This window comes from Skermanella sp. (assembly GCF_059503625.1).
The window spans coordinates 1-25,773 of sequence record NZ_JCACHA010000481.1; the positions used below are offsets into that span (position 1 = coordinate 1).

Sequence of the window (25,773 nt, forward strand, 5' to 3'; positions counted from 1 at the left end):
CATGCTGCGAAGGCTATGCCGAAGAACAATATGATCCCGGACGGACACTAAGGGCGTTGCCGGCGGCTTCATCTGCAAGACGGTGCCGCACATCATGCTGCGCTCCATCGCGCAGAACGCTGCCCTCGACCCGATCTTCGCCAAGCACGACCCCATCCTCGAGGCGCGCCTGACGGATCTGAACGCGGCCCTTTCCGGCGTCGGCAGCAACCAGCACAGCCACTTGGCCGGCAAGCTGATCGCCAAACAGAAGGCGGAGGGCAAGCGCGCAGTCACCGAGGCCGATCGCCGCCGCTGGGACCTGCCGAAGCCCCCGGATGGCTTCCAGCATTGGACAGCTCCCTTCGACACCGACCCGGACCACCCTGAAGACCTGGCCCAGGCCATCACTGCCTACCGCGCGGCATGGCGCGCAAAGCAGGAGGAGGTGGATAAGGCCATCGCCGATGCTGCCGAGCCGGAAGACCTGTTGGACCAGCCGCAGGTCATCCGAGGTGTCACCCGTGTCGCCGGCCCCTTTACTGTTGAAGCCGTGCAGCCCGCCGAAACCAGTCTCGACGAGGCTGCGCACGAAAGCCCGATTGACGGCGCGCCGGAGACGCTCGACGAGACCTTCGACGGCGGTGCCGCGGGACGCGCCGCGGCGGAGCCGCAGAACGCCGAAGCCTATCTCGACCAGATGCTGCGCCTGCTGAAAATGGACGGCGTGCGCTTCCTCGACAATCGCGTGATGAAGTTCTCCCGCCTCGAGCCACTTGGCGCTCGCTCTCAGGCCATTCACGCCGAAGGGCGCTGGGCACCCGAGGGCGAGGCGGACGACGACGCCGAAGGGCGCGCCACAGTCGCCATCGCCTTCGGGCCGCAATACGGACCAGTTACGGCCAAGCAGGTAGAGCAACTGATCCGCGCCACGTCGCGTCGCGGCTATGACGAGCTCGTCATTGCCGGCTTCGCCTTCGATGGCGCCGCGCAGGCGGCGATCGAGGACGCCGAGCACCCCGAGCTTCGCGTCCACATGGCCAACATCCGGCCTGACGTGAACCCGAGCATGGCCGGCCTGCTGAAGGATGCGCCGGCCGCGCAGCTCTTCACCGTCTTCGGCAAGCCGCGCTCGACGCTGGAATCGGTCGGCGCGGATGAGTGGCGCGTGGTGATGGAGGGTGTGGACATCTACGACCCCGTCTCCAACACGGTCACGCCAAGCCGCGCCGACAAGGTGGCCGCCTGGTTCGTGGACAGCGACTATGACGGCCGCAGCTTCTGCATCACCCAGGCCTTCTTCCCGGACAAGGATGCCTGGTCGAAGCTGAGCGCCGCGCTGAAGGGCGTGGTGGATGAGGAAGCCTTCGCCGCCCTCTCCGGCACTGTCAGCCTGCCCTTCCCGAAGGGAGAGCACGCGTGCGTCGCGGTGAAGGTGATCGACCCACGCGGCAATGAGGTGATGCGCCTGCATCGGCTGGAGGGCTGAGGCGATGGCAAAAGCGCCCCCGCAGCAGCAGGACATCCCGATCCAGCCGGTCGAGCGGCCCATCCTCTGCTCGCCCTACAAGGAGCCGGACCAGCACTGGAAGTATGACACTGTCACCGGTGCAGCGCGGAAGGAGCCGGGCCGCCGCCCCGCCTCCTACTGGTACAAGACCGAGCGCACCGGCAGCGCTCAGCTGTCGCTGCTGGCGCAGGAACAGCAGGACGACCTGCCGCTGCCGAACCTGCTGCGCGACGATGTGCGCCGCTGGCGGGAGGCCGACTACCGCGGCGCCACGCTGGCGACGCGAGAACTGCTCCGCCACTGGAGCCGCGAGGATCGCGAGCGCCGCCTGTTCTTCGGCCAGCGCGAGGCCGTCGAGACGATCATCTACCTGGCGGAGATGCGCTTCACCGGCCGCACCAGCCGCCTACGCTTCGCGCCGAAGGTGACGGAGGAGGACCTCGGGCGGCTACTGACCGGTGTGCGTCCCGGTCCAGCCTTCCAGTTGGCGCAGGGCGCCGAGTTCTTCCCGACCCTGGTGGACAAACCCGCTGACCCGTCGCTGAAGCCGCTGCGGCGCCTGTGCACGAAGCTCGCCACCGGCAGCGGCAAGACGCTGGTCGCGGCCATGGTGATCGCTTGGGCCTTCGTGAACCGCGGCATCAGCCCGGAGAGCCGGGAATACCCGGACGTCGCCCTGCTCTGCGCACCGAACCTGACGGTGAAGGAGCGGCTGGGCGTGCTGAAGCCCGACGCACCGGACAACTACTACGATGCCTTCAACCTCGTGCCGGCGAAGTGGCGGCCGCTGCTTCAGCGCGGGACGGTCATCGTCGAAAACTGGCACCGCTTCGCGCCGGAAAGCCCGCACAAGGATGGCGACAAGACCTATGCGGTCGTCGACAAGGGCGAGGAAACGCCGGCGGACTTCCTGCGCCGCATCCTGGGCAGCGCGGCGGACCGCCTGCCGATCCTCGTCATCAACGACGAAGGCCATCATTGCTGGCGGCCGGCGCCCGGCGTGGCGGTCGGCTCGGGCCTGACCGGCGACGACAAGGCGGCATTCGAGGATGAAGCGCAGGAGGCGACCGTCTGGGTGGACGGGCTCGATCGGCTGAACGCGGCCGGTGGCGAAGCGCCAGGCATCTCCATCGTGGTGGACCTCTCGGCCACGCCCTTCCGCATCAAGGGCAGCGGCTATCCCGAGGGCCAGCCCTTCCCCTGGATCGTCTCCGACTTCGGGCTGGTGGACGCGATCGAGAGCGGCATCACCAAGATCCCGCGCCTGCCGGTGCAGGACACGACCGGACCGCCGGATCCGCGGTACTTCCGCCTGTGGGAAGCGATCCGTGACGGGCTGCAGCCTGGCGAGAAATTGCCGGGGCGTTCCGGCAAGCCGAAGCCGGATGTTGTCTGGCGCGAGGCGCAGGGCGCGCTGGTCCAAATCATGGGTCAGTGGAAGGAACGCTTCGAGCGCATCCGGGCGGCGCAGCCCGGCGTAGACCGTACGCCTCCCTGCGTGATCATCGTCTGCGACAACACCGACATCGCCGAGGAATTCTGTCGCCGTATCAGCGGCGAGCAGGTGATCGAGACAGTCACCGAGGCCGAAGTGCAGGAAGTCCTGGAGGAAGACGAGAGCGAGGAGGAGGCGCCCACCACCAAGCGTGGGAAAAAGCCGAAGCCGCGCACAGTCTATGGGCAGGGAGAGGTCTTCCCCGAGCTGTTCAGCAACACGGCTGAGCGGAAGGTCACTATCCGCATCGACAGCAAGCTGCTGGCGCAGGCAGAGGCCGGTGGCAGCGGGGCCGGCAAGAAGAAGGCGGACGCGGCCGAGGAGCTGCGGCGCGTTGTCGCCACGGTCGGCAAGGCCGGCGAGCCCGGGGAGCATGTCCGCTGCGTCGTATCGGTAGCCATGCTGACGGAGGGATGGAACGCTAACACCGTCACGCAGATCCTCGGGCTGCGCGCCTTCACGAGCCAGCTGCTGTGCGAGCAGGTCGTGGGCCGCGGCCTGCGGCGGATGGACTACAAGCCGGACCCCGCCACCGGACTGCTGACCGAGGAATACTGCGACGTCTACGGCGTGCCGTTCTCCGTCATCCCGTTCCGCGGGAGGCCTGTAAACAAGCCAGAGCCGGACGACACGCCTCCCAACCTGGTGAAGGCGTTGCCCGAGAGGGCCGCGATGGAGATCCGCTTCCCGGTGGTAGAGGGCTATGCCTTCGCGCTTCGCCGCAACCTGATCCGCTGCGATGTCGGCGCGAGGGAGCCGCTGCGCATCGAGCCGAACCGCGAGCCCACCGGCACCTTCGTGCGGCCGCAGGTGGGCGTGCAGGTGGGTGGCGGCATGGCAGAGACGCAGTCGCCCTTCGGCTTCCACCAGCAGGACCGTGAGGCCTACTACGCCTCGGTCCACCTGCAAACGATCCTGTTTCAGGCGGCGCAGCGCATTGTTGAGGAGCTGACGCAGGCGGGCACGTCCGGTGCCGAGGGACGTAAGCGGCGCGTGTTCGCGCTACAATCACGTCACGCGTTGTTCCCGCAGGTGTTCCGCGTGGCCGAGGAATACGTGCGCCGAAAGGTGGACTTCAACGGCGCACCGGAGCCGGAGCTCGGCCTCGAGAAGTATGCGCGGCAGGTGGTGGAGCGGGTGCGCGACGCCATCCAGCCGGACGATTCCTCGGGCGAACCGCCGCTGCTGCCCCTGCTAAACCGCACGCAGGAACTCGGCAGCACTGCCGGCGTGGAGTTCCGCACGAAGCGACCAGTCTTCGCGACGATGGCGAGCCACATCGGGCATGTCGTCGCCGACACGGCAGCGTGGGAGCAAAGCGCGGCGTTTCGTCTGGAGCAGGCCGCGCAGCAGGGGCTGATCCGCTTCTACGCGCGGAATGAGGGCATGGACCTCAGCATCCCGTATGAGTTCCTTGGTGTCGATCATGGCTACGAGCCCGACTTCCTCGTGCGCATGGCGACGTCGGAGGGTGAGCCCGACTTCACGCTGGTGTTGGAGGTAAAGGGCTTCGAGGACAACCAGACGTCCGCCAAGCACGAAGGCGCGCGCCGCTGGGCGCGGGCGGTGAACAACTGGGGAAAACTTGGGCGGTGGGCGTTCCATGTATGCCGCAACCCGCAGGTGCTCGATCGAGAGTTGAACTACTTGCTACAGCAAATCCGCCAGGCAGCGGCCTAGAGGCCTCGGAGACGGTGTCAAACGAAAATCAGCTGACTGCTAGGCAGGCTGGGATCGAGGACAGTGCCGATTTGCTGTCCCTGTGTCGCGATGCAAGGTTTCAGGGCCTCGCGATCGGTGCTGCCGCCTTGGAGGCGAGCAGCATTGAACTTCGTAACCTGGCCAACTCGACCAGAAGACGGCGTCAGCGCCTGGCCCGGAATAAGGCGCCTCGATCGGCCCAGGACATATTATTAAGCCTCGATAGGTGTTTTGCGGACGAACAAGCCATACTGGATGCGGCTCTTGTTCGCTTGCGCCGGCATGAAACCGACGAGCCTCGCGTGGTTCTGTTCGGAAAGACGAAAGCCGGAAAAACGACCCTACGCAATGCCCTTGTCGGTGGAAATGGTGATGGCATTGGTCGAGGCCAGCAGCGGGCTTCACGAGGCGCTACCGCCCATGCCTGGGGCGACTTCGTTCTGTTCGACACGCCTGGCACAGCGGCCCTGGGAGGTCAGGAGGATACCGAGATTGCGCTAGAGGCAGCGCGGCAGGCTGATCTCGTGATCTACCTCGCGGATGATGACGCGCTGAGGGAGGAAGAGGTTGGAGCAATCGGAAAGCTGCAGACCACGGGAGTACCCGTAGTCCTTGCCCTCAATGTGAAGTTTGATCTCTCGCGACCGCTAAATCTGAAGCGCTTTCTGGCCGATCCCACGGTTGCCTTCAGGCCGGATCAAATTGCCGGGCACCGAAATCGCATACAGGAAATCGCCAGACGTAATGGATCGCCGTTCGTGGAGCCGGTCGCTATTCACGCGCAGGCCGCATTCCTTGCCGGCCAGCCGGAACATACCGCTAGCCAGGACATGCTACGCGAGCAAAGCAGGGTCGGTGCACTCTTGTCGGCTGTCGAGGCTGCCGTCGGAGGGGCTAGGGCACCAGCCCTGCGGCTGCGCTCGACCGTGGACCGATCCACTCAATGCCTCCGATGCGCCGCCATCGCTCTTGACCGAGTGCGTGCCGAGGTCCGAGCTGTTCAACGCCCACTGCAAGAGCTCTCAGATCAACTTCGCGTCGGCCTGAAGCCGCAGCTCGGCGTTCTCCGGCGCGAGGCGGTAGAACTGCCAGAGGAATGGCTCCGGCCTGCGCGAGCCGACGTGGCACCTTTCCTTGAGGCTAACATCGAGGCCGCGGACGTTGGCCGAATGTGGAAGGAGCGATTCAAGTCGTTCGGAATCGCGGAGAAAGCTCGCTCCTGGCAGGAAGGCGCCGCCAAGCGCGTGCTCGCCGCGGCCAACGACATCGAAATCGACCTTCAGGACTTCGGGACCGACTCCTTCGACGCGGGGCAGGTTCAGCGCTTCGGCGGCATGGACTGGAGGCACACGGCGCGAGTTGCAAGCGCCGCAGTCGTGGTTGCCGGAACTGCGATAGCCACATTCGCAACGGGCGGTGCAGCGCTGGGTGCTTTCCTAGGCGTTCTAGGCACAATCGGCGGTCTGGGCAGCGGCTGGGTGCCAAAGCGCCAACAGCGAAGAGCGCAGGCGTGCGACGACGCAAAGAAGAAGTTGTTGGAGCACTTGGCCGTCGTTGAAGAGCGGCTGCGGCAGAGCTTGAGTCGTTGGGTCGCAGAGGTTGTCCATGTGCGCATCGAGCAATCCCTGCGCGACATCGAGCGTGTCGCCGGTGAACTCTCCGACCAGGACCGAGAACTCCTCAGCAGCGTCCGGTCACTGTGGCAGCGGGTCGATGACGCTGACACAGCGCTCCTCTTCGGCCTGATGGACAGGCTTGCGTTGTCTAGCTTGCGCGGCAGCGTGATCCGCTGCGCGAGGGCACCAGGAGTTTCGACGAAGATCTTGGCGCGAGCCACTTTCGACAGCGCTACATGCATGGCCATCGAAGCATTTCTGTCGGAGCGACTGCATGTCGTTGTGGTTGGTGACGATCCGGCCGCGGTCGTCAGCGCAAGCCTGCAACCTGCAGACCTAGAGGCTGCCAATGTGAAGATCAGCGCAGACGGTGTTTTCGTGGCAGTGGGACCATCTGGTCTCGCGGCAGCCGCTGGGCCGGGCGACGCAAATCTTCAAACAGCATCTCGGCTACTAGGGACCAAAATATCGCTGATGTTGGCCGCGTAGGGGGAGGACTCTAGATGGGAACTGACGCACGATTGCACTTCGCCCGACATCTTGAGGAAGCGTCCCATCTGCTGGACGATCTGCGCGATACGATCACCGCCCGCGGTGGTGGGGAGACCAGTGCGTGGTCGCGGCTGGCGGCCGAAGCGGCGACCATAGCGTTTCACGGCATCGAGCCGGATGCGCCGCCTCTCACAATCGCATTCATCGGTCCCTTCAACGCGGGTAAGTCGAGCCTTCTAAAATGCTTAACGGGAGACAGTGACATCGTTGTTCTCGGTGAGCCCGTCGGTCACAATGTCGAGGCCTATGAGTGGCGACAGCTGTGCCTTCTCGATTCCCCTGGCATCGCCGCTGGCCGACCTGCGCATGAGGCGACGTCAGGCGAGGCCATTCGCCGCGCTGACCTCATCCTGTTCGTGATCACCCCTAATCTCTTCGATGAAGAGACCGCTGCCGCCCTGCGGCGCCTGTCAGTCGATGGTGGCCGGGCGATGGACCTGCTGTTAGTCATCAACAAGGCTGTCAGCCTCGGCGGTGATCGAGCGGTCCTTGAACGATCTGTAGCCGAGGTAATCGAGCCGCTGGGCATTGAATTGAGTGATGTTGTTTGGACAGAAGCACGGGCATGGCTCGATGCAGCCGATCAACCCGCAGAGATGGCGGCTGATCTCGTCGAGGAGTCCGGTATCCCGCGATTGAAGAGCGCAATCGACATGCATGTTGCCCGTCGCGGATTGACGGCGCGGCTGACACGTCCACTCCACGAGATGCGCCGCATTGCTGGCGAGGCGGCAGCTGAGGCGAGCCCGCTGACCAACGAGGCCGAAGCGGCGCTGCGCACGCTAAGGCAGAAGGCACGCCTGCTGTCAGCGGCGGAGGAGCGGCTGCGCCAAGCGGTGCTGCGGCTGGTATCGCGAGCAGCCGCGCGCATCGAATCCTGCGGCGATACTGCCGCTGCTGCGATCGTTGTCGGCGCAGAGGAGGAAGACGTCAGGCGTGCCTTGGACGAGCAATCCGCCCAGGTCAGCACGATCATGAATGACGCGCCGCGCGCAATTGAGCAGGAGATCGAGAAGGCATGGCGCGAACTCCAGTCAGAGGTGGAGCGTATCGCCGGACATACGACCGACGACCAACAGGTTCAGGCGGTGTCGGAGCCTTCGGACACCGGGCGGTATAACTCAGATGATTTCCGAGTAAGGACGCCCGCGAATCTAGGACGGTCCTCGAATTATCAGAATTTGAGTCAGTATGCGGAACTTGTCGAAAAGGCGGGAAAACTATTAGGCGGCGCCGCGACGGGCGCCAAGGGAGGATCGAGCATACTTACCTCATCAGGTGCGGCTGGAAGCAATGCACATCAAATTATTTATCAGGCCGGTAAGTTTGTTGTTGTCAAATTCCGACCCTGGGAAGCCGTGAAATACGCAAAATGGGTCGGGAATGCGGGTCGGGTGCTTGGGATAGCGGGTGCTGCCCTCACAGTCGTCCTTGCGTTCCATGAACAGAGGCAGGAACTCCAGGCAGAGGCCACAGCTTTGGATGCAAGGAAGGACGTCCGGGCACATTTCACCAGTTACGCAGCCCAGTTCGAGCAAGCGGGAATTGAGAGCCTAGAGCGCTTCCTGGCCGGAAGTTTCGGTGTTGAGTTGAGCGCGATCGCAGCAGACCAACAGAAAATTTTACTCGAAGAGACGCAGCGAAGTGAGCAGGCTCAGCTGTTTTTGAGATTGGCGGAGCGCGCAGCGCAACTCGCGAACATAATTTCAGCCGAGGACAGCTCGACAGCGCCAATCAGGAACGATCTTTAAAGGGCGCAGCAGCCAGCCTGCAATGCGAATTCTCCATTTCCCTCATCCATGCAGATTGCTCGGTCCAGCATTGAGGTGGATTCGTTAAGGCAAGTAACCCTTTCGGAATTTTGGGGAAAGTGTCAGCGAGTAATCCTCTAACAATCGCTGGGGAGAGTAGCGTTAGCTGCAACAAGCGACCCATATATCCTCGATCGAGCTTCTCCGCCGCTGCCATTTCGCTGATGTTTTCGTATCGCCCCTCATCCAATAGCCGCTGGTACCGGAACGCCCGTGCCAGCGCTTTCACCAGCGCCGGGTCCGCGCGCGTCGTGACCGGCGCCACGCTATCGGTCATCGGCGTCACGACGGTCTTCCTGCCGGGCCGCTGGCGGATCGCCAGCGGCACCCGGACCGTGATGCTGGTCGCGGTCGTCATGCTGCCGCCCTCAGAGCGCCCGGTGAGATGGAGGTCAGATCGCGGACGAGACCGCCGAGCCCGTCCAGCCGCAACCGAATGTCGGCTCCGGCCGGGCCGACCACCACCCGCTCCACCAGCGACCGTACGATCCGCGCCTGCTCCGCCGGGAACAGGTGCTCCCACAGTGGGTCGAGCCGATTCAGCGCATCGTGGGTCTCGTCCTCGGTCAGGTCCGGCGCCTCCACGCGTGCCGCCCGCCAGGTGCCAACCACGATCTCAGGCTGGCGCAGCAGCGCTCGTACCTGATCCACCACCGCCGTCTCGATCTCCGCGGCCGACACCCGGCGCACGATGCTGGCGTCACTGGCAGCGTCGCCCTTCAGCACGCGCTGTGCGACGTAGTAGCGGTAGAGGCGGCCATTCTTCCTCGCGTGCGTCGGCGATAGCGCCCGCCCGTCCACCCCGAAGATCAGCCCCTTCAGCAAGGCCGGCGCATGCTGCCGGTTCTGCGCGGCTCGGGTCCTTGGGCTGGTCTGCAGGATAGCGTGAACCCTGTCCCACAGCGTCCGCGGCACGATCGCCTCATGCTCGCCGGGGTAGACTTGTCCCTTGTGGCTGACCTCGCCGATGTAGGTCCGCAGGTGCAGGATCTTGTAGACATCGCCCCTGTCGAGCGGCCGGCCAGACTTGCTGGTCACGCCCTCAGCTTGCAGGCGCCGAACCGTCTCGACGCCCGAGCCCGTCTCGGCAAAGAGCTCGAACACTCGCCGGACCCGCGCCGCCTCAACCTCGTTCGCCACGAGCTTGCGATCCCGAACGTCATAGCCGAGCGGCACCTTGCCTCCCATCCACATGCCGCGCGCCCGCGACGCGGCGAACTTGTCGCGGATCCGCTCGCCGATCACCTCACGCTCGAACTGCGCAAAGGAGAGTAAGATGTTCAGCGTCAGCCGGCCCATGCTGGTCGTGGTGTTGAAGCTCTGGGTGACCGAGACAAAGGTGACGCCATGCGCCTCCATGGCTTCGACCAGCTTGGCGAAGTCCATCAGCGAGCGGCTGAGGCGGTCGATCTTGTAGACGACGATGACGTCGATGCGGCCCTGCTCGATATCGGCCAGCAGCCGCCTCAGCGCCGGCCGCTCCAGCGTGCCGCCGGAGAAGCCGCCATCGTCGTAGCGGTCACCAACCAGGACCCAGCCCTCGGCGCGCTGGGAGGCGACGTAGGCCTCGCAGGCGTCGCGCTGGGCGTCGAGGGTGTTGAACTCCTTCTCCAGGCCCTCGTCGGTGCTCTTGCGGGTGTAGACGGCGCAGCGGAGCTTCTTGACCGAGGCCGGCATGACGCCGTCCGTCGGCAACTTGCGGCGGCTCATACTCCGGGCCTCCCTTTCAGTCCGAAGAAGGTCCAGCCGTTCCATCTGGTGCCGGTGATGTGCCGGGCGATGGCGGAGAGGGACCGGTAAGGCCGGCCGTCGTACTCGAAGTCGTCGGCGCGGATGGTAACCACGTGCTGGACGCCATCGTACTCGCGGATCAGCCGCGTCCCGGGCAGCGGCCGGCTGTCGGCGCGGATGCGGCGGAGGACGACGTTGCCGCCGTCCAGCTGTTCTCCGAGCGCCTCCAGCCGCGCCCGGGTTTCGGGCTTCAAGCCGCCATAGGCGAGCTCCTGGATGCGGTAGGCTAGGCGGCTCTGGATGTAGGCTCGGTTGAAGGGCGGCGGCTCCTTGCCGAACAGCTCGCGCCACTGCTGCTTCAGATGGGCGATGGGCGCGGCCTGCAGGGCTGCCAAGCGGCCCAGGACGTCGGCCGCCGGGATGGCTGCGATGGTCGGCGCCGGCGCCTGGGCGGCCTTCTGGGTGGCTATGCGGGGCATGCGGGTCTCCGGTTATTCCGGTTCGCATGCATGCTCTGGTCGGCGCGGAAGTGTAGCGAACTCTCTCCCTGGTCACCGGGCTGTGCGGAGTCGCGGGCAATGTCCTCGGCGGTGCGCCGCCGGAGCCGCACAAGACCGACTGCCAGAATGGCGCAAATTTCACGCAGGTGCGGCGGGACGTGCGAGTAAACCCTCTCCTCCCTACACGGGGCTTGGGGTCGAAGAGATGGTTTGCCCCCAGACTCGACCGCCTGGCAGTCGCTGGATAGAATAGAAGCCGAACCACGGAATGGAGTCGCGCTCATATGTGGGCGCTCACGTAGTGCCGGCTAAGCCGAAAGGCCTTCCTCTCCTGCAGGCGGTTGAAACTTACGGCGCTTCCACTCTGGTCACCGAGTGGCGCAGGGTGAAGGATTGGACGATCGCACCGCGACCCCGAACAGTAGTTCGGGGCCGTTGGATGGTTGACGGCTGGGTCGATCCTCGGCGCGACGAAAAGCCGGTTATCCAAACGGATGTAAGCTCTCCGTGTCAGAAACTGAGTTTTGCAACGAAGAAGCGAGCCTGGAAGGCTTTGGAGAGCGATCTTCGCGCGAGTTTTGCGGCTGGCAGAGTTGTCATTGAAGGCTTGCAGGTCGCACCCACACTCGACAACGCCCGCTCGCAGCTTCGCGCAGTCTGGTCGCCGCTGCTGCGATTTGATGCAGTGCGAAACAGGATCAGTGCCGGGGACAAAAAGTTCATCAATGTCACGGTTTCGTGGCCTGAAAAGCCCTCCGCTGTCGTGACAGACATCGCCTGGGAGGCGCCCGAGATAACCGGCGATCCACCCGCGCCAGCCAAACGCCCGCGTGGGCAGCCCTCTGCTAAGCCGCCGATCGAAACCTGCATCAGAGCACACTGGGATGACGTGCGCACGCTCGCGGCGAGGAGGCCAAGAGGTGTGCCGAACTGGTCCGTTCTGGCGAAGGCCGTGCTCAAATGGCTCAACAAGGATCAGCGCGGCAAGCATACGAAGGTCCCAAGGGAGGCGACGATCCGAAAGCATCTGCCGCTGATCTACGCGAAGGTGCTGCGCGATAAATCTGAGCGATAATCAAATCGTCCAACAAAATACCGCACACCTGATTAGCGCGCAGTGGGCGCACCTATCCTCGCTGAAGGTTCTTTGTCTGCGAGGTGAGCGACGTGGTATCAGCTCCTTGCACGATTGGTGCGGTTGAGCGGCGGGTGAATGTTGTCCTTGATCGCCGATCGAGGGTGTCGTGGGTAAATGAACGAGAATGGCGGAACGGATGCATTCCCCGTTCCGCCAGGGTCGGAACGGCGGAGCTTCCAGCTCCGCGCAGGGCGACCTAGCTGTGCACGGCACTATCTCGCTCGGCTGCGACCAGCTTACAGCTTTGCGGCTAAAACTGCTGGCGAATGGCTACAAGCCGGTGCCGATCTCCGGGCCAGATATGCGCATCATGTCGGCTGGCAAGCGACCAGTTATGGAGGATTGGCGGCGTGTATGCGCCGGCGCAGATGAAGCCGAAGTGCGCCAATGGCCAATTTTAGAGCCGGGCTGCACGAACACCGGCCTGCTATGTGGCGAGCTAGTGGGCGCTGACCTTGACATACCAGTGTTGGAGCTAGCGGAGCGGATCGAAGCCTTGGCGGTGACTATACTGGGCCACACGCCGCTGCGGCGCATCGGCCGGCCGCCGAAGGTATTACTGGCCTATCAAACACGTACGCCGTTGTCGAAGATACAAACGCCTGAGCTGTTCCTATCCGACGGGACCAAGATGCAGGTCGAGATCCTCGGCACCGGCCAGCAATTCGTCGGCTATGGCATCCATCCCGATACCAGAAGCGCCTACGAGTGGCCTGACAGTGCGCCCGATTCGGTGCCGCTAGCTGACCTGCCCGATGTGACTGAAGTTGGGCTGAGCAAGTTCCTTGCTGCGGCCAGCGTCCTACTGCGGGAAGCCGGCGCTGTGCCGAAAAAAAAGCACGACGCGACCACCAATGGAGCAGCAGATGGCTCTGCCGAGCGGGATGGACCCGACACCTCCGCCGACGCACGTAGGTTTCCCAGCCGACCGCGTAGCGGCGTCACAGATCCCGATTTCTTCCGGGCAGTGAATCAGGCGGCCCTCGATAACCTCAGCGGCTGGGTACCGTCGCTATTTCCGAAGGCAAAGCGGCAGGCGACGGGCGCCTTTCGGGTAAGCTCAACCGATCTCGGCCGCGCCTACGAGGAGGATCTGAGCCTTCACCCCGACGGGGTGCAGGATTTCGGGCCACGCAAGTGCATGTCACCGATCGACGTACTGATGGAGTTTGGTGGCGCCCCCACACCGCAGGCCGCCGCGTTCGCGCTCTGTGAATGGCTCAAGTGTCCACCTAAGGAGTTCGGTTGGAAGGTCGCATCGGAATCGAAGGCGCAGTTCGCCAAAGCAGCTGCACCCGGTCCCGACAAACGCACCGCGACCGATACGCCAAATCGGACAGAGCACCTCCTGCGCGACGAGAAAGGCAACCCACTCAACAACCTCGCCAACGCCATGACAGCGCTGAGAAGTGAGGTGGAGCTGCGTGACTGCTTCGCTTTCGACCAGATGCTACGGGTCCCGATCCTAAGAAAGAGGCTGCCAAATGGACTTGCTGCCGGGCTGCCACGCCCGGTCAATGATGGCGACGTGTCGCAGGCGCAAGAGTGGCTACAGCGGCATGGTCTGCGAAGGATGGGCAAGGACACCACGCACCAAGCCGTGGATTTGCGATCGGAGGAGTGCGCTTTCCACCCGGTGCAGGACTATCTCGCTGCTTTACAATGGGATGGACAGCCGCGCCTCAATGGTTGGCTGCATACCTACCTCGGTGCTGATTTTGATCGATATTCATCTGGCATCGGCAGCATGTTCTTGATCGCCATGGTGGCACGGGTACTCAAGCCTGGCTGTAAAGCCGACTACATGCTGGTGCTTGATGGGCCGCAGGGCGCACGGAAATCGACGGCCTGCGCGACTCTCGCCGACCGCTGGTACAGCGACAGCCTGCCTGACATCCGAAGCAGCGGAAAGGACGTGTCGCAGCATCTCAACGGTAAGTGGCTGATTGAGGTTGGGGAAATGTCTGCGTTGGATAAAGCCGAAGCGGCGGCGTTGAAGGCGTTCATCACCCGCACCCAAGAACGCTATCGGCCAAGCTACGGCCGAAAGGAGGTAGTCGAGCCTCGTCAGTGCGTTTTCATCGGTACAACCAATAAAACGGCATACCTGCGCGATGCAACCGGCGGCCGGCGCTTTTGGCCCGTGAGGGTGGGCCAGATCGACATCGATGCCTTGGCCCGTGACCGGGATCAACTCCTGGCTGAAGCGGTGCACTTATTTCAGCAAGGAAAGCCTTGGTGACCAGACAGCGACTTCGAGGCAACACAGATCCGGCCGGAGCAAGACGCCCGATACGAGGCGGACGCTTGGGAGCAGGCCATCGAGGAATGGTTGGATAGTTGGGCTCAGATCACGGACCCACAGAAGCCGCCTGTTACCATTTTGAATGTGGCGCGCGGTGCGTTGTTCATCGACACACCAAGACTAGGCACCGCCGATCAACGGCGCATCGCGGCTGTTCTGGAACGGCTCGGTTGGCAGGTCAAAAAATCCAACGGTGTCCGGGCGTGGTTCAGGAAGCCCGGTCGATGAGTGACGCACATCGAAGGTGCGACACTGATAGCTCGGCCAGATCCGAGGAAATCTGCGGCTTTCAGCTCGGTAGTGCCGCACAGTGCCGCATATTCTCAACGTACTTGCAAAGAGGGGGGACGAGCGAACCAGGTGAGGGCAATTCCGCGCGCGCTACCCGCGCGCACGCTCCTTGGAAGATGCGGCACTGTGCGACACTGCGGCACTCTCGCCGGCAGGTCATCCGGTGACAGGAACGGACCCCGCCTTGATCGCGGCAGTAGACGCCAGCGAGGCTGATCGGCTTTGGTTTCAGGCCCATCCGCACCGAAAGCACCGGGTGCGGCCGCATATCCCAGGCGAGTGGCCACACGGCTATCCCGAGCGGGTGCCGCCGCCAGGCTGGCGATGGTTCACCGTCATTCGGCAGGTCCAGCCGGGCTTCCGCGTGAGACTGGCATTGGCTTTCGAAGGTGAGCCTGCAACCGACGAGCGCGCGGCAACCTGCATGTTCGAGCTCGTCCTCGATGCCGCAGCAGTCCGATGAGCTCGACCGCTCCGGCCTGTTCATCCCTGCCATCATGTTCGCGGTTCCTTCCTGGCGATGTTGGAACCGTGGGGGGTTCGGGGCGCGCCATCGCGCTACCGTCAGACTTCGGATCCAGGTTGCCAGGTTGCCGCCCCACGCAGATGGTGCCGCACACGCCGCAGTCTTCGCCGTCCAGGATTGGCAACTCCGGCGTGGTCTGCCCCCGGGTTGCCAGCTGCCACGAGCGGCGAGTTGCCACTTTCCTTTCCCACCAGCAGGTACTCCATGCCCCAAACTCCATGGCAGGCAGCCCTCGTCGAGGCACGCCCGCTTGATGCTTTGATGCCCTATGCCAACAATGCCCGCACCCACTCGCTTGAGCAGGTGGCGCAGCTGGCGGCGTCGATCGCTGAGTTCGGTTTCACCATGCCGGTGCTAGCCGACGACAACGGCGTGCTGGTGGCCGGCCATGGTCGGGTGCTCGCGACGCGCAGGTTGGGACTCGACACGGTGCCGACAATCCGGCTCGGACATCTCACAGAGGCGCAGCTACGAGCCTATCGTCTGGCTGATAATCAGCTCGCCTTGAATGCTGGCTGGGACGAGGCGCTACTACGGGAGGAATTGCGGGGGCTTCGAGATGACGGATACGACCTGTCGGTGGTCGGCTTCGGGACGGAGGAGCTCGACCGGCTGCTAGCCTTTGATGGCGATCTTGTCCCCGGGCTGGATGACCGCGATCCGGACGCTCCCGCCTCGGAGCCTCCAGAAGTGCCGGTCAGCCGCCCTGGCGACCTCTGGCAGTTGGGAGCTCACCGTCTACTCTGTGGCGACGCCACAGCTCCTGGCGACGTGGCCCGGCTCCTGGATGGAGCTAGGCCCCACCTGCTGCTCTCTGACCCACCGTATGGCGTCGAATACGACCCCGCGTGGCGGAACGTGGCTGGCGTAGCCACGACGGCCCGCACCGGGCGGGTGGCGAACGACCATCGCGCCGACTGGCGCCAGGCTTGGGCGCTGTTCCCGGGCGACGTGGTTTATGTCTGGCATGCCGGCGTGCATGCCAGGGTGGTGATCGAGAGCCTCGAGGCAACTGACTTTGTGATCCGTAGCCAGATCGTCTGGGCCAAGCCGCGCTTCGTGCTGGGTCGGGGTGACTACCACTGGCAGCACGAGCCTTGTCTCTATGCGGTCCGCCGCAGCGGCACTGGGCACTGGCAAGGGGCTCGTGATCAGGCAACGCTCTGGTCCATCGGTGCGAGCGGCGCGGAGGACACCGCCACCGTGCACGGCACGCAGAAACCAGTGGAGTGCATGCGCCGACCAATCCTGAATAACAGTGCGATTGGTGATGCAGTTTACGACCCCTTCCTTGGCAGCGGGACAACCTTGATCGCAGCCGACGTCACGGGCCGACGCTGCTATGGGATGGAAATCGACCCCCGCTACGTCGATGTCGCAGTACTTCGGTGGCAGGACCTGACTGGCCGGCGAGCCGTACTGGTGGGGAGCGATGCAGATTTTGACGAGATTGCCTCGGTCCGCGGCGTGGAAACCGTCGCGCGCTAAGCGTGTCAGCAGATTTGTCTGTGCGAGCCCGTGCAATTGTCTTTGCTCTTCAGTCGCGGCGGCCAAATCCTAGTTTGCTTTTTCTGCTACCATGTCTTGGGGCTGCGGATACCATCATGACCCCGACCAACGATGCCGCACGGGTGACCTCACAACGGGAAGCAGCCCGCCGGCTCGGCCTATCGCACACCGCCTTGCAGAAGGCGACGCAGGCTGGACGGATCCAACCCGAGCCGGGCGGCGGTTGGAATGTAGAGAAGCTCCGTGCACAGCTGGCCGCGAGCGTCGACCCCGCGCGTCCGGCCAGTTTCTCCCAAGCGGCCGCTGGGCCGGAACCCGACGTGACAGGCACTAGCGAGTCGCTGGGCGCACCGGGCATGACGGCAGCACGCCCGGGTGGGGCAACGTTCTACGATGCTCGCACGGCCAATGAGGTGCTGAAGGCACAAGGGCGCCGGCTGGAAATTGATGAACGCCGCGGCCGGCTGGTGGACAAGGCTCGCGCCCTGCTGTTGGTCCACCGGCTGGCCCGGGAGGAGCGCGACGCGATCCTCGCCTGGCCGTCCCGCATTGCCGCCGAGCTCGCGGCCGAGCTCGGCGTGGATGCGCACCGCCTACAGATGCTGTTGGACCAGCGACTACGGATCCACCTTGTGGAAAGGAACGGCGCCCGTGTCGTTATCGAGTGAGGCTCTGGACGCCGCCGCGAGTTTCGAGGGCGCGGGGGAGATCATCGCGGCCTGGCGCGCCGGCATGGCACCGGAGCCAGCGCTACTGGTTTCAGACTGGGCCGACCGGCATCGCATGCTGGGCAGCCGCGGCTCGGCCGAGCCCGGGCCCTGGCGCACCAGCCGCACCCCCTACCTGCGCCAGATCATGGACGTGCTGTCGCCCACGCATCCAGCACGCCGGGTTGTGCTGATGAAGGGCGCCCAGGTCGGCGGCACCGAGTGCGGCAACAATTGGATCGGCTACGTCATCCAGCATGCTCCGGGGCCTATGCTGGCGGTCCAGCCCACCACGGAGCTGGCCAAGCGGTTCTCGGAGCAGCGGATTGACTTGTTGATCGAGGAAACGCCCGCCATCCGGGAGCGGGTCGCACCAGCCCGCTCGCGGGACAGCGGCAATCGCCAGCTCAGCAAAGAGTTTCCGGGCGGGCAGCTGGTCATGACCGGGGCGAACAGCGCCGTCGGTCTGCGGTCCATGTCGGCGCGCTTCTTGTTCCTCGACGAGATCGACGCCTACCCTGGCGACGTGGAGGGCGAAGGCGACCCGGTGGCGCTGGCCGAGGCCCGGGCCCGGACCTTTGGCTGGCGACGCAAGACGCTGCTGGTCTCAACGCCGACCATCACCGGGGTGTCGCGGATCGAGCGGGAATACCTCGCCACTGACCAGCAGCGGTACTTCGTCCCCTGCCCCTTTTGCGGCCACATGCAGTCCTTGCGCTTTACCCGCCTGATCTGGGAGCGGGGCCAGCCTGACACCGCGCGATACCACTGCGAGGCCTGCAACGGCGCCATCGGCGAGGAGCACAAGACCGCCATGCTGGCCCACGGGCAGTGGCGACCTAGTGCCAAGACAGGGGACCCATACGCCACCGGCTTTCACCTCAGCGCGCTCTACAGCCCGGTTGGCTGGTTCTCCTGGGCCCAGGCCGCCCGAGACTGGGAAGCGGCTCAGGGCGACGCACGCGCGCTCAAGACCTTCCACAACACCGTCCTTGGCGACACCTGGCAGGAGCGAGGCGATGCGCCGGACTATGAGCGGCTGATCGAGCGCCGTGAATCGATGCTGCAGGGCCTGGTGCCGAATGATGCCCTGGTGCTGACCGCGGGCGTCGACAACCAGAGCGCTCCGGCCCGGCTCGAAGTCTATGTTTGGGCCTGGGGGCCCGGCTACGAAAGCTGGCTCATCTACCACGAGCGGATCGAGGGCAGCCCGGCTGACCCCGGGCCCCGGGACGCGCTCGCTGTGCTGCTCAGCCGCAGCTGGGAGCGCCAGGACGGCGCTCAGCTGCGGATCGCCAAGGTCGGGGTGGATACCGGCGGTAACCACACAGCAGGCGTCTATACCCAGCTGCGCCGGCTGCGCGACCTGCGTCTCGTGCCGATGAAGGGCATCGAGGGCTGGAACCGCTCGAGCCCGGTGACCGGGCCGACCCTGGTGGATGTCACTGAGGCTGGGCGCAAGCTAAAGCGGGGTCTTAATTTGTGGACGGTCGCGGTCAGCACCTACAAGCTGGACCTGTACCGTCGGCTCTGGCTCAGTCGCGGCGAGGGTGCCAGCTATCCGCTAGGCTGGGTGCATCTCCCGGATTGGCTAGACGGCAGCCTGGTCAAGCAGCTCGTGGCCGAGCAGCTGGTGACACACAAGACGCGGAATGGATATGCGCGGAATGAGTGGCGCAAGCTGCGCGACAACGAGGCGCTGGATTGCGCCGTCTACGCGCGCGCGGCGCTTGCAGTGCTTGGCTCGGACCGCTACGGCGAGCGGTTCTGGACCATCATGGGCAGCCAGATCGTCGTACCGAAACTTGAGCCCGCGCTGCACTTGCTGCCGGCTCGTCCCGGGAACGCCGTCCGGCTGCGACCACGTCAGCGGGTGCGATCGTCCATCATGGACTAACGTCCAAGCTCGAAGCGGCCCCGGTCCCAGCAGCATGCAGTTGACGCCGGGTCGCCGCGCGAGACTGGCATCGCTGGGACTGGGTCACGAGTTTTGCATAAGGGCCAGCAGGCCGCCCGGCGGCACCGCCGCGAGCCGCGCCAGCCGATTGGCCCTGATCTGCGCCAGGTGATGCGGATGATCGTAACGGAGATGGCAACGCTGGCACCACGCCCGCAGGTTGTCCGGCGAGACGTTCTCGGGCCGGTGGTCCAGGTGCGCTGCGCCGAGGACGACCCTTGATCCGCTGACCGGGTTCGGCTTGCCCTGCTCGGCACCGCAGGCCTCACATCGGTACCCAGCGCGGGCGATCACCGAGCGGCTGATCTGCCTCCAATTCCAGGGATAGCGGGCGCGCTGCGCGCGGCGGTAGACCCTCGCCTCCGGGCTCATGCGCGGATCTCCGTCGAGCGAAGCACTTAGGTCGGTGTCATGGTTGGGGTCTCCTGGACGGCCCCCGACCGTCGAGGTCCGTCACCGCCCAGAGCCCCGCCGGTGGGACCGGACGGGGCAGCGCGAGGATGCCGCCAAGGCAAGCGACCATTCCCTCAGCGGTGCGCCCGTGCCAAGCCAGGAGGCCGAGACTTCCCCAACAGTTCAGCATGTGAGACTCACTTGGAGCGATCTGCCCCAGCCACCTCGTCTCCGATAGGCCGCGGCCCACCGACCGAGGCGCTGGCCGGCCTGGTGGAGCGGGTCACCTTCCACAATGTCGACACCGGCTTCTGCGTCCTGCGCGTCAAGGTGCGTGGGCAGCGCGACCCTGTCACGGTGGTGGGCCATGCCGCCCTGATCTCGGCCGGCGAGTTCGTCAGCGGCTCGGGTACCTGGATCAACGACCGCACTCATGGCCTGCAGTTCAAGGCCGCATTCCTCAAGGCAACCGCGCCAACCACGCTGGAAGGTATGGAAAAGTACCTTGGCTCCGGCATGATCCGCGGCATCGGCCCAGTGAATGCCAAAAAGCTGGTTGCGGCCTTCGGTGAGGCTGTGTTCGACCTGATTGAGCAGCAACCGGACCGTTTGCGCGAGGTCACCGGCATTGGCCCGAAGCGTGCGGCCCGCATCGTCGCCGGCTGGGCTGAGCAGAAGGTGATCCGTGAGATCATGCTGTTCCTCCACTCGAACGGGGTCGGCACCTCGCGGGCGGTGCGGATCTACAAGACCTATGGCGCCGAGGCTGTGCGCCTGGTCAGCGAGAACCCCTACCGCCTCGCCCGCGACATCCGCGGCATCGGTTTCCGCACCGCCGACCAGATCGCCGCAAAGCTCGGCATCGAGCCGACGGCCATGATCCGGGTGCGGGCCGGCATCTCCTTCGCCCTGGCCGAGGCCATGGAGCAGGGGCACTGTGGTCTGCCCGAGGCGGAGCTGGTGGACCTCGCGCAAAGCCTGCTGGAGATCCCGGGTGAGCTGGTCCAAACCGCCCTCGGACTGGAGCTCGAGGCCGGCGACGTGGTCGCCGACACGCTGGAGGAGCAACACTGCGTCTTCCTGGTCGGCCTGTACCGGGCCGAGCGGGAGATCGCCGAGCGGCTGCGGCATCTCGCCGTCGGCGCGCCACCCTGGCCGGCGGTCGACGCCGATCGAGCCATCCCTTGGGTGGAGGGGAAGACCGGCCTGACCCTGGCCGAGAGTCAGCGGGCGGCGGTGCGCTTGGCGCTCACCGCCAAGGTGCTGGTCATCACCGGCGGCCCAGGCGTCGGCAAGACCACCCTGGTCAACTCCATCCTGAAGATCGTGGCGGCCAAGGGGCCCGAGATCGCCCTTTGCGCCCCGACCGGCCGTGCCGCCAAGCGCCTGGCTGAGAGCACTGGGCGCGAGGCCACCACCATCCACCGCCTGCTCGAGGCCGACCCGAAGGAGGGCGGCTTCAAGCGTACCGACCTGCAGCCGCTCGACTGCGACCTGCTTGTCGTCGACGAGACCAGCATGGTGGACGTCCCCCTGATGCGGGCGCTGCTGAAGGCCTTGCCCGAGAGCGCCGCCCTGCTGCTGGTCGGCGACGTGGACCAGCTGCCTTCGGTCGGACCGGGGCAGGTGCTGGCCGACATCATCAGCTCCGGCACGGTCCCGGTGGTTCGCTTGACCGAGGTGTTCCGCCAGGCCGCCGGCAGCCAAATCGTTACCAACGCCCACCTGATCAACCGCGGCAAGATGCCGGACCTCAAGCCGCAGGATGACTCGGACTTCTACTTCGTCGAGGTGGCCGATCCAGAGACCGGGCTGGAGAAACTCCTGGCCATGGTCCGTGACCGCATTCCCCGCCGCTTCAGGCTCGACCCGGTGCGGGACGTCCAGGTGCTCTGCCCAATGAACCGCGGCGGGCTCGGGGCGCGGTCGCTCAACATCGAGTTGCAGCGGGTGCTGAACCCGCCGGGCGAGATGCGGGTGGAGCGCTTTGGCTGGACTTTCTGCCCCGGCGACAAGGTGATGCAGGTGGCCAACGACCACCAGCGCGAGGTCTACAACGGCGACCTCGGCATCGTGCGCCGGATCAGCCTGGAAGACGGCGAGCTTGTGGTCGACTACGAGGGCCGGGAGATCGCCTACGGCTTCGGTGAGCTGGACGAGCTCGTGCTGGCTTACGCCACCACCGTCCATAAGAGTCAGGGCTCCGAGTACCCGGCCGTGGTGATCCCGGTCACCACCCAGCACTACCCCATGCTCCAGCGCAACCTGATCTATACCGCCGTGACCCGGGGCAAGCGGCTGGTGGTGCTGGTTGGCCAGCGCAAGGCGCTTTCCATCGCCGTCCGTGGCCAGCAGATCCGCCGCCGTTGGTCGAAGCTGAAGGAGTGGCTCGCCGCGTAGTCCGAGTAGCCACCGGTGACCCAGTGGTACCAGGCCAACTCTATCACGCTACTAGCAGCTTGTCGGGTTTGGCTCTGCTGACGAGGGGCTGGTTGGATTGTGGATCAGGCGGCCAGCCGCAGGTTGTGGAGCCTGCGGCAGTTGTAGGCGAGTGCGATCAGGGTCCACTCGGCTGTGACCTTGGCGAGGCTGCGGAGATGGAAGCGGGTGAAGCCGAGGGCTGACTTGATGATGCCGAAGGCCGGTTCGACGGTTTGCTTGCGGCGGGCGTAGCGAGCTTTGGCATCGGGGGTTTCCAGCTTCTCCAGCATGGCGAGGCGCCAGGGTTCGGTGACGCGGCGCCTGGTCTTCGGCTTGGGTGGAGGGCGGAAGTCGTAGCGTCGGTGTGGCTGGGTACGACCGATGGCGACCAGCGGCTCGATCCCCTGCGCCTCGAGGATGGCGACCGCCTCGGCTGAGGCGAAGCCGGTATCGGCGAGCACCGTACTGGGTAGGCCGATGCCCTGCTGCATGCCGAGGATGGTTTTGGCAAAGCTCGGCGCATCGGCTGAGGTGGCGACGACGCCGGTGGCGAGGATCAGCTGTGAGCCCTCGGCGCAGACCACCGCCTGGTCGTTGTGGGCCTGGCGGTATTCGTGCGCGTCGGAGCGGCGCATCAGCGCGCTGTCGGGGTCGGTAAGGTTGGACTGCCGCTCGGGCGGCGGGTCGTCACTGGGCGGCTTGGGCGGGCGGCCGCGGCGGCCCGTCCTGGCCTCGTAGGCGGCGCGCTTGGCTTCATACTCGGGCCGGGCGGCCTCGGCTTCGGCGCGGGCCTCGGCCGCAAGCCGAGCGCAGGCGGCATCCAGCTTGGCTTTCAGCGCCTCGCGCCGAGCGATCTCGGCGGGTAGCGCCTGCGGGTCGGGCTGGGCCTCGGCGTCGGCCGCCTCCGCGCGATCGGTGAGCGCGGCGATGTCGGCGGTGAGCTTGGCGCGCAGCACCTTCGCCCGGTCATAGCGCACCGAGCGGATCTTGGAGGCGTTGGCGTCGAGCTTGTTGCCGTCGATTGCCACCGTCCCGAGCCGCAACAGGCCACTTTCGCGCGCCAGCAGCAGCACCTGCAGGAAGGCCGCCTCGAAGGCAGCGCGGTTGGCCCGGCGGAAGGCGGCGATGGTGTCGTGGTTAGGGTGCAGGTTCGCCGCCACATAGCGCGCCCCGAGGTCGCGGTGTGTTGCCCGCTCGATCCGCCGTGAGGAGAAGATCCCGTTCGCGTAGCAGTAGATCAGCAGCGCCAGCAGCAGGCGCGGGTGATACTGCGCGCGGCCGCCCGGGATCGGCCGCACCGCAAAGGCCCCTAGCGGCACCCGATCCACCGCTGCCACAACAAAGTGCGCCACGTCGTCCGCCGGCAGCCAGTCCCTGGCATCCGGCGGTAGCAGAAAGGCCTGCTCGCGGCTGAACGGAATGAACCCTGTCATGCCCGCCAGATTCGCCCATTTCAGACCAGATGGGAATCCGACAAACTGCTAGAGCGGCTTCCGTTCGACCTGGCTCACGAAACCCGCTCTAGCTTGTTGTTTGGTCGAGCAAATTACTCCAATCAGGTGATTCCACCTGATCGGAGTTTGCTCTAGCTCGCAATCGTCCAACGTACTCGCCGGACATGCCGCAATCGGAGCAGCGATTATCATGGATTCAGACTGCGTCGCCGGTGCCGCTCAGCAAGCGAAGGGCAAGGTCGAGGCAATCACGGGCCGGCTCACTGGAGACACGAAGCTGCAGGTGAGAGCGTCCCTTGACCACGGTTTGTGTTGCAACGCTCACGGGTTTCCTGGTCAGACGAACCTTCGGCGTCAACAGGTACGCGCACCGGCTCTAACGCCCAGCAAAGCAATCTTCACACTGCCAAGCAGCGGCCGGAGCAGAGCATCGACGCGGCGACTGCGCCCATAATGGTGGTCGGCCGGCCGATAGTATGCCGACGACGGGCACATGGAAATTCCGGAGTTTCTGCGCAATCCAATTTTGAGTTGATTGGGCTGCCGTCGGTGCACTGCGCTGTGCAAAGATAGCTGCGCGAATCGGCTACAATGTTCCCGGAGGCCATATGGCGACCAAAGCAGCGGAAAAGCCAAAGAAGGCCGCAGCGAAGACGGGCGGCGGCAAAGCGAATGCGTTGCAGCAGCCGCTGAAGCCATCGGAAGAACTGAGCGCGGTGGTCGGGGTCGGTCCCCTCCCGCGAGGCGAGGTGGTGAGCAAGGTGTGGGAGTACATCAAGGCCAACAACCTGCAAAACCCGGAGAACCGCCGCGAGATCCTGGCTGACGACAAACTGCGCAAGGTGTTCGGCAAGGACAAGGTGACCATGTTCGAGATGAACAAGCACCTGGCCCAGCATCTCAAAGCGTAGAACCAGATACTCGGCGCCTGTTGGCTACTGTCGGGTCAAAAGCTCAGGCGCCGAAGCCTTATAGTCAGAGCACAAGGTCTTTGCCACGGGTGTGCTGGTGACAGCGACAGGGCGGTCGATGACCGAGCCGGAGCAGTTCACCAGCATCTATGAGCGGGCGGAGTTGTGGCCGGCGTAGGCGAACGCCGGCGCTATCGCCCCAACAGTTTAGTTAACCCGCAAGTTGAACTCCTGAACCAGTTTGCCGAATCGGCCATATTCTGCGGCATGGTACGCCGTGAAGTCAGCTCTGGAACAGTACTGGATGGGCATATCCATCCTGCGCAAGCCCTCTACAACAGCGGGAGCGGCCATCATACGTTGGCACGCCGCCTCAATTCGATCAAGAACCATGGTGGGTGTTCCGGCTGGTGCGTAAAGGCCAGACCAGATGGTAAAAACCAGATTACAGCCTAGTTCGCGCATCGTGGGCGTGTCCGGGAACTCCTGGGTCCGCGTCTCACTGAAGACGGCAATGGGGTGCAGGTTGTACTGCCTGACCAGATTGCCTTGATCGGTAAAGAGCGGGACCTGCTTCGACGCCATGGCTTGCATCACTTCGCCCGAGCCCCGGAAGGGGATATGGTTCATCTCGATCCCGGTGAGGCGCTCCGACGCGATCATGCTGATATGTGGCGTTCCGCCTGGGCCAGTTCTCGCGTAGGGCAGGGTACCCCGCGTTTCGCGGGCTCGTGCGATGACGTCCTGCAGGCTGCGCAAGCCGGAATCCTGCGGCGTCATCATGACGACAAGAGCAGCCGTGACCTGGCAGATCGGCAGAAAATCGGTCTGCTGGAACGGCGCTCCTCTCGTTTGAGGCGTCAGCACGAGTGAGCCTCCCGGCGCAAGCAAAATGGTCGTCTCGTCAGGCCGAGAGCGCGCAAGCTCAAGTGCGCCAACCGCGCCGTTGGCTCCAGCGGTGTTCTTGACCACAACCTGGCTGCTGAGCGCGATTGCTAGCTCCGGCTGCATGATGCGAGCCATGAGGTCTGTGGCACCACCTGGCGGGTAACCTACGATCATAGTGACCGCGTTCTGCGCGCTAGCGGATGAAATCGACAGAGCCGCGCACAGCAGGCCCACTGCGTGTAAGAGGTGGAGCATGGCCTTCCTTTCCGCGGAACATTTGCTGCTCAAGATGATGCCGAGCAAGGAACAGGATGTCTGCAGGTCTTAGTGTCCGTCCGGGATCATATTGTTCTTCGGCATAGCCTTCGCAGCATGAGG

Annotated in this window: 18 protein-coding genes; 11 read left to right on the forward strand and 7 right to left on the reverse strand. The window is 64.8% G+C overall.

The genetic code is table 11. The annotated features are described in order from the left end of the window. Positions 1-94: 94 nt before the first annotated feature. From AC5JJ6_RS10500 to AC5JJ6_RS10515, 4 genes are read left to right on the forward strand one after another with little or no spacing between them, the layout of a single operon-like run. A complete protein-coding gene (locus AC5JJ6_RS10500; protein ID WP_496041984.1) occupies positions 95-1,468 on the forward strand; it encodes a hypothetical protein in 1,374 nt (457 codons plus the stop codon). A 4-nt stretch (positions 1,469-1,472) separates the two neighbouring features. Continuing rightward, on the forward strand, positions 1,473-4,664 hold the full coding sequence (locus AC5JJ6_RS10505; protein ID WP_496041985.1) for a DEAD/DEAH box helicase: 3,192 nt from the start codon (positions 1,473-1,475) through the stop codon (positions 4,662-4,664). Positions 4,665-4,678: 14 nt separating this feature from the next. After that, a complete protein-coding gene (locus AC5JJ6_RS10510) occupies positions 4,679-6,790 on the forward strand; it encodes a GTPase (RefSeq protein ID WP_496041986.1) in 2,112 nt (703 codons plus the stop codon). 14 nt (positions 6,791-6,804) lie between these two features. Beyond that, positions 6,805-8,604, forward strand: coding sequence for a GTPase (locus AC5JJ6_RS10515; RefSeq protein WP_496041987.1), 1,800 nt, complete (start codon positions 6,805-6,807; stop codon positions 8,602-8,604). Here AC5JJ6_RS10515 and AC5JJ6_RS10520 read toward each other — a convergent pair. The 3 genes from AC5JJ6_RS10520 to AC5JJ6_RS10530 are packed head-to-tail and all read right to left on the reverse strand — an operon-like array spanning position 8,588 to position 10,874. Continuing rightward, positions 8,588-9,022: a hypothetical protein gene (locus AC5JJ6_RS10520; protein WP_496041988.1), complete on the reverse strand. Its 435-nt coding sequence runs from the start codon at positions 9,020-9,022 to the stop codon at positions 8,588-8,590. The genes AC5JJ6_RS10515 and AC5JJ6_RS10520 overlap by 17 nt on opposite strands. Further along, positions 9,019-10,374 carry a recombinase family protein gene (locus AC5JJ6_RS10525; protein ID WP_496041989.1) on the reverse strand — a complete coding sequence of 452 codons (1,356 nt, stop codon included), beginning with the start codon at positions 10,372-10,374 and terminating at the stop codon, positions 9,019-9,021. Before AC5JJ6_RS10525 ends, AC5JJ6_RS10520 begins: the two co-directional genes overlap by 4 nt. Beyond that, complete coding sequence (locus AC5JJ6_RS10530; RefSeq protein WP_496041990.1) at positions 10,371-10,874, reverse strand: DUF2924 domain-containing protein; 504 nt, start codon at positions 10,872-10,874, stop codon at positions 10,371-10,373. Before AC5JJ6_RS10530 ends, AC5JJ6_RS10525 begins: the two co-directional genes overlap by 4 nt. A 460-nt stretch (positions 10,875-11,334) precedes the next feature. Here AC5JJ6_RS10530 and AC5JJ6_RS10535 point away from each other — a divergent pair, with 460 nt between their 5' ends. The 5 genes from AC5JJ6_RS10535 (at position 11,335) to AC5JJ6_RS10555 (ending at position 19,268) form a co-directional block, all read left to right on the forward strand. Further along, a complete protein-coding gene (locus AC5JJ6_RS10535; RefSeq protein ID WP_496041991.1) occupies positions 11,335-11,970 on the forward strand; it encodes a hypothetical protein in 636 nt (211 codons plus the stop codon). A 187-nt stretch (positions 11,971-12,157) separates the two neighbouring features. Next, complete coding sequence (locus AC5JJ6_RS10540; protein WP_496041992.1) at positions 12,158-14,275, forward strand: VapE domain-containing protein; 2,118 nt, start codon at positions 12,158-12,160, stop codon at positions 14,273-14,275. 1,084 nt (positions 14,276-15,359) lie between these two features. Next, positions 15,360-16,643, forward strand: a complete 1,284-nt coding sequence (locus AC5JJ6_RS10545) for a site-specific DNA-methyltransferase (RefSeq protein WP_496041993.1) — start codon at positions 15,360-15,362, stop codon at positions 16,641-16,643. Between the two features lie 116 nt (positions 16,644-16,759). Next, positions 16,760-17,332, forward strand: coding sequence for an elements of external origin (locus AC5JJ6_RS10550; RefSeq protein WP_496041994.1), 573 nt, complete (start codon positions 16,760-16,762; stop codon positions 17,330-17,332). After that, positions 17,316-19,268, forward strand: coding sequence for a phage terminase large subunit family protein (locus AC5JJ6_RS10555; RefSeq protein WP_496041995.1), 1,953 nt, complete (start codon positions 17,316-17,318; stop codon positions 19,266-19,268). Before AC5JJ6_RS10550 ends, AC5JJ6_RS10555 begins: the two co-directional genes overlap by 17 nt. 84 nt (positions 19,269-19,352) lie before the next feature. Here the strand turns inward: AC5JJ6_RS10555 and AC5JJ6_RS10560 are convergent, their stop codons facing one another. Beyond that, complete coding sequence (locus AC5JJ6_RS10560; protein WP_496041996.1) at positions 19,353-19,700, reverse strand: hypothetical protein; 348 nt, start codon at positions 19,698-19,700, stop codon at positions 19,353-19,355. Between the two features lie 222 nt (positions 19,701-19,922). Between AC5JJ6_RS10560 and recD2 the strand changes: the two genes are divergently transcribed. Next, complete coding sequence (recD2, locus tag AC5JJ6_RS10565; RefSeq protein WP_496041997.1) at positions 19,923-22,121, forward strand: SF1B family DNA helicase RecD2; 2,199 nt, start codon at positions 19,923-19,925, stop codon at positions 22,119-22,121. A gap of 104 nt (positions 22,122-22,225) precedes the next feature. On the opposite strand, the gene AC5JJ6_RS10570 is transcribed toward recD2, so the two are convergent. Then, complete coding sequence (locus AC5JJ6_RS10570) at positions 22,226-23,575, reverse strand: transposase (protein WP_496041998.1); 1,350 nt, start codon at positions 23,573-23,575, stop codon at positions 22,226-22,228. Positions 23,576-24,204: 629 nt separating this feature from the next. On the opposite strand from AC5JJ6_RS10570, the gene AC5JJ6_RS10575 reads away from it, so the two are divergent. Further along, positions 24,205-24,507, forward strand: a complete 303-nt coding sequence (locus AC5JJ6_RS10575; RefSeq protein ID WP_496041999.1) for an SWIB/MDM2 domain-containing protein — start codon at positions 24,205-24,207, stop codon at positions 24,505-24,507. A 207-nt stretch (positions 24,508-24,714) separates the two neighbouring features. Here AC5JJ6_RS10575 and AC5JJ6_RS10580 read toward each other — a convergent pair whose 3' ends face one another. Both AC5JJ6_RS10580 and AC5JJ6_RS10585 read right to left on the reverse strand, forming a co-directional pair. Beyond that, entirely contained in the window at positions 24,715-25,530 is an 816-nt protein-coding gene (locus tag AC5JJ6_RS10580; protein WP_496042000.1) for a Bug family tripartite tricarboxylate transporter substrate binding protein, read from the reverse strand. Positions 25,531-25,588: 58 nt separating this feature from the next. Next, positions 25,589-25,773 (reverse strand): hypothetical protein (locus AC5JJ6_RS10585; RefSeq protein WP_496042001.1); only part of this gene is annotated, 185 nt, incomplete at its 5' end.

Bases quoted from the DNA above. Each gene is read 5' to 3' on its own strand.
- AC5JJ6_RS10560 (WP_496041996.1), bottom strand. From the start codon at position 19,700: ATGAGCCCGGAGGCGAGGGTCTACCGCCGCGCGCAGCGCGCCCGCTAT.
- AC5JJ6_RS10580 (WP_496042000.1), bottom strand. From the start codon at position 25,530: ATGGCTCGCATCATGCAGCCGGAGCTAGCAATCGCGCTCAGCAGCCAG.
- AC5JJ6_RS10505 (WP_496041985.1), top strand. From the start codon at position 1,473: ATGGCAAAAGCGCCCCCGCAGCAGCAGGACATCCCGATCCAGCCGGTC.
- AC5JJ6_RS10540 (WP_496041992.1), top strand. From the start codon at position 12,158: ATGGCGGAACGGATGCATTCCCCGTTCCGCCAGGGTCGGAACGGCGGA.
- AC5JJ6_RS10520 (WP_496041988.1), bottom strand. From the start codon at position 9,022: ATGACGACCGCGACCAGCATCACGGTCCGGGTGCCGCTGGCGATCCGC.
- AC5JJ6_RS10535 (WP_496041991.1), top strand. From the start codon at position 11,335: ATGGTTGACGGCTGGGTCGATCCTCGGCGCGACGAAAAGCCGGTTATC.
- AC5JJ6_RS10550 (WP_496041994.1), top strand. From the start codon at position 16,760: ATGACCCCGACCAACGATGCCGCACGGGTGACCTCACAACGGGAAGCA.
- AC5JJ6_RS10515 (WP_496041987.1), top strand. From the start codon at position 6,805: ATGGGAACTGACGCACGATTGCACTTCGCCCGACATCTTGAGGAAGCG.
- AC5JJ6_RS10570 (WP_496041998.1), bottom strand. From the start codon at position 23,575: ATGACAGGGTTCATTCCGTTCAGCCGCGAGCAGGCCTTTCTGCTACCG.
- AC5JJ6_RS10575 (WP_496041999.1), top strand. From the start codon at position 24,205: ATGGCGACCAAAGCAGCGGAAAAGCCAAAGAAGGCCGCAGCGAAGACG.
- AC5JJ6_RS10500 (WP_496041984.1), top strand. From the start codon at position 95: ATGCTGCGCTCCATCGCGCAGAACGCTGCCCTCGACCCGATCTTCGCC.
- AC5JJ6_RS10525 (WP_496041989.1), bottom strand. From the start codon at position 10,374: ATGAGCCGCCGCAAGTTGCCGACGGACGGCGTCATGCCGGCCTCGGTC.
- AC5JJ6_RS10545 (WP_496041993.1), top strand. From the start codon at position 15,360: ATGCCCCAAACTCCATGGCAGGCAGCCCTCGTCGAGGCACGCCCGCTT.
- AC5JJ6_RS10530 (WP_496041990.1), bottom strand. From the start codon at position 10,874: ATGCCCCGCATAGCCACCCAGAAGGCCGCCCAGGCGCCGGCGCCGACC.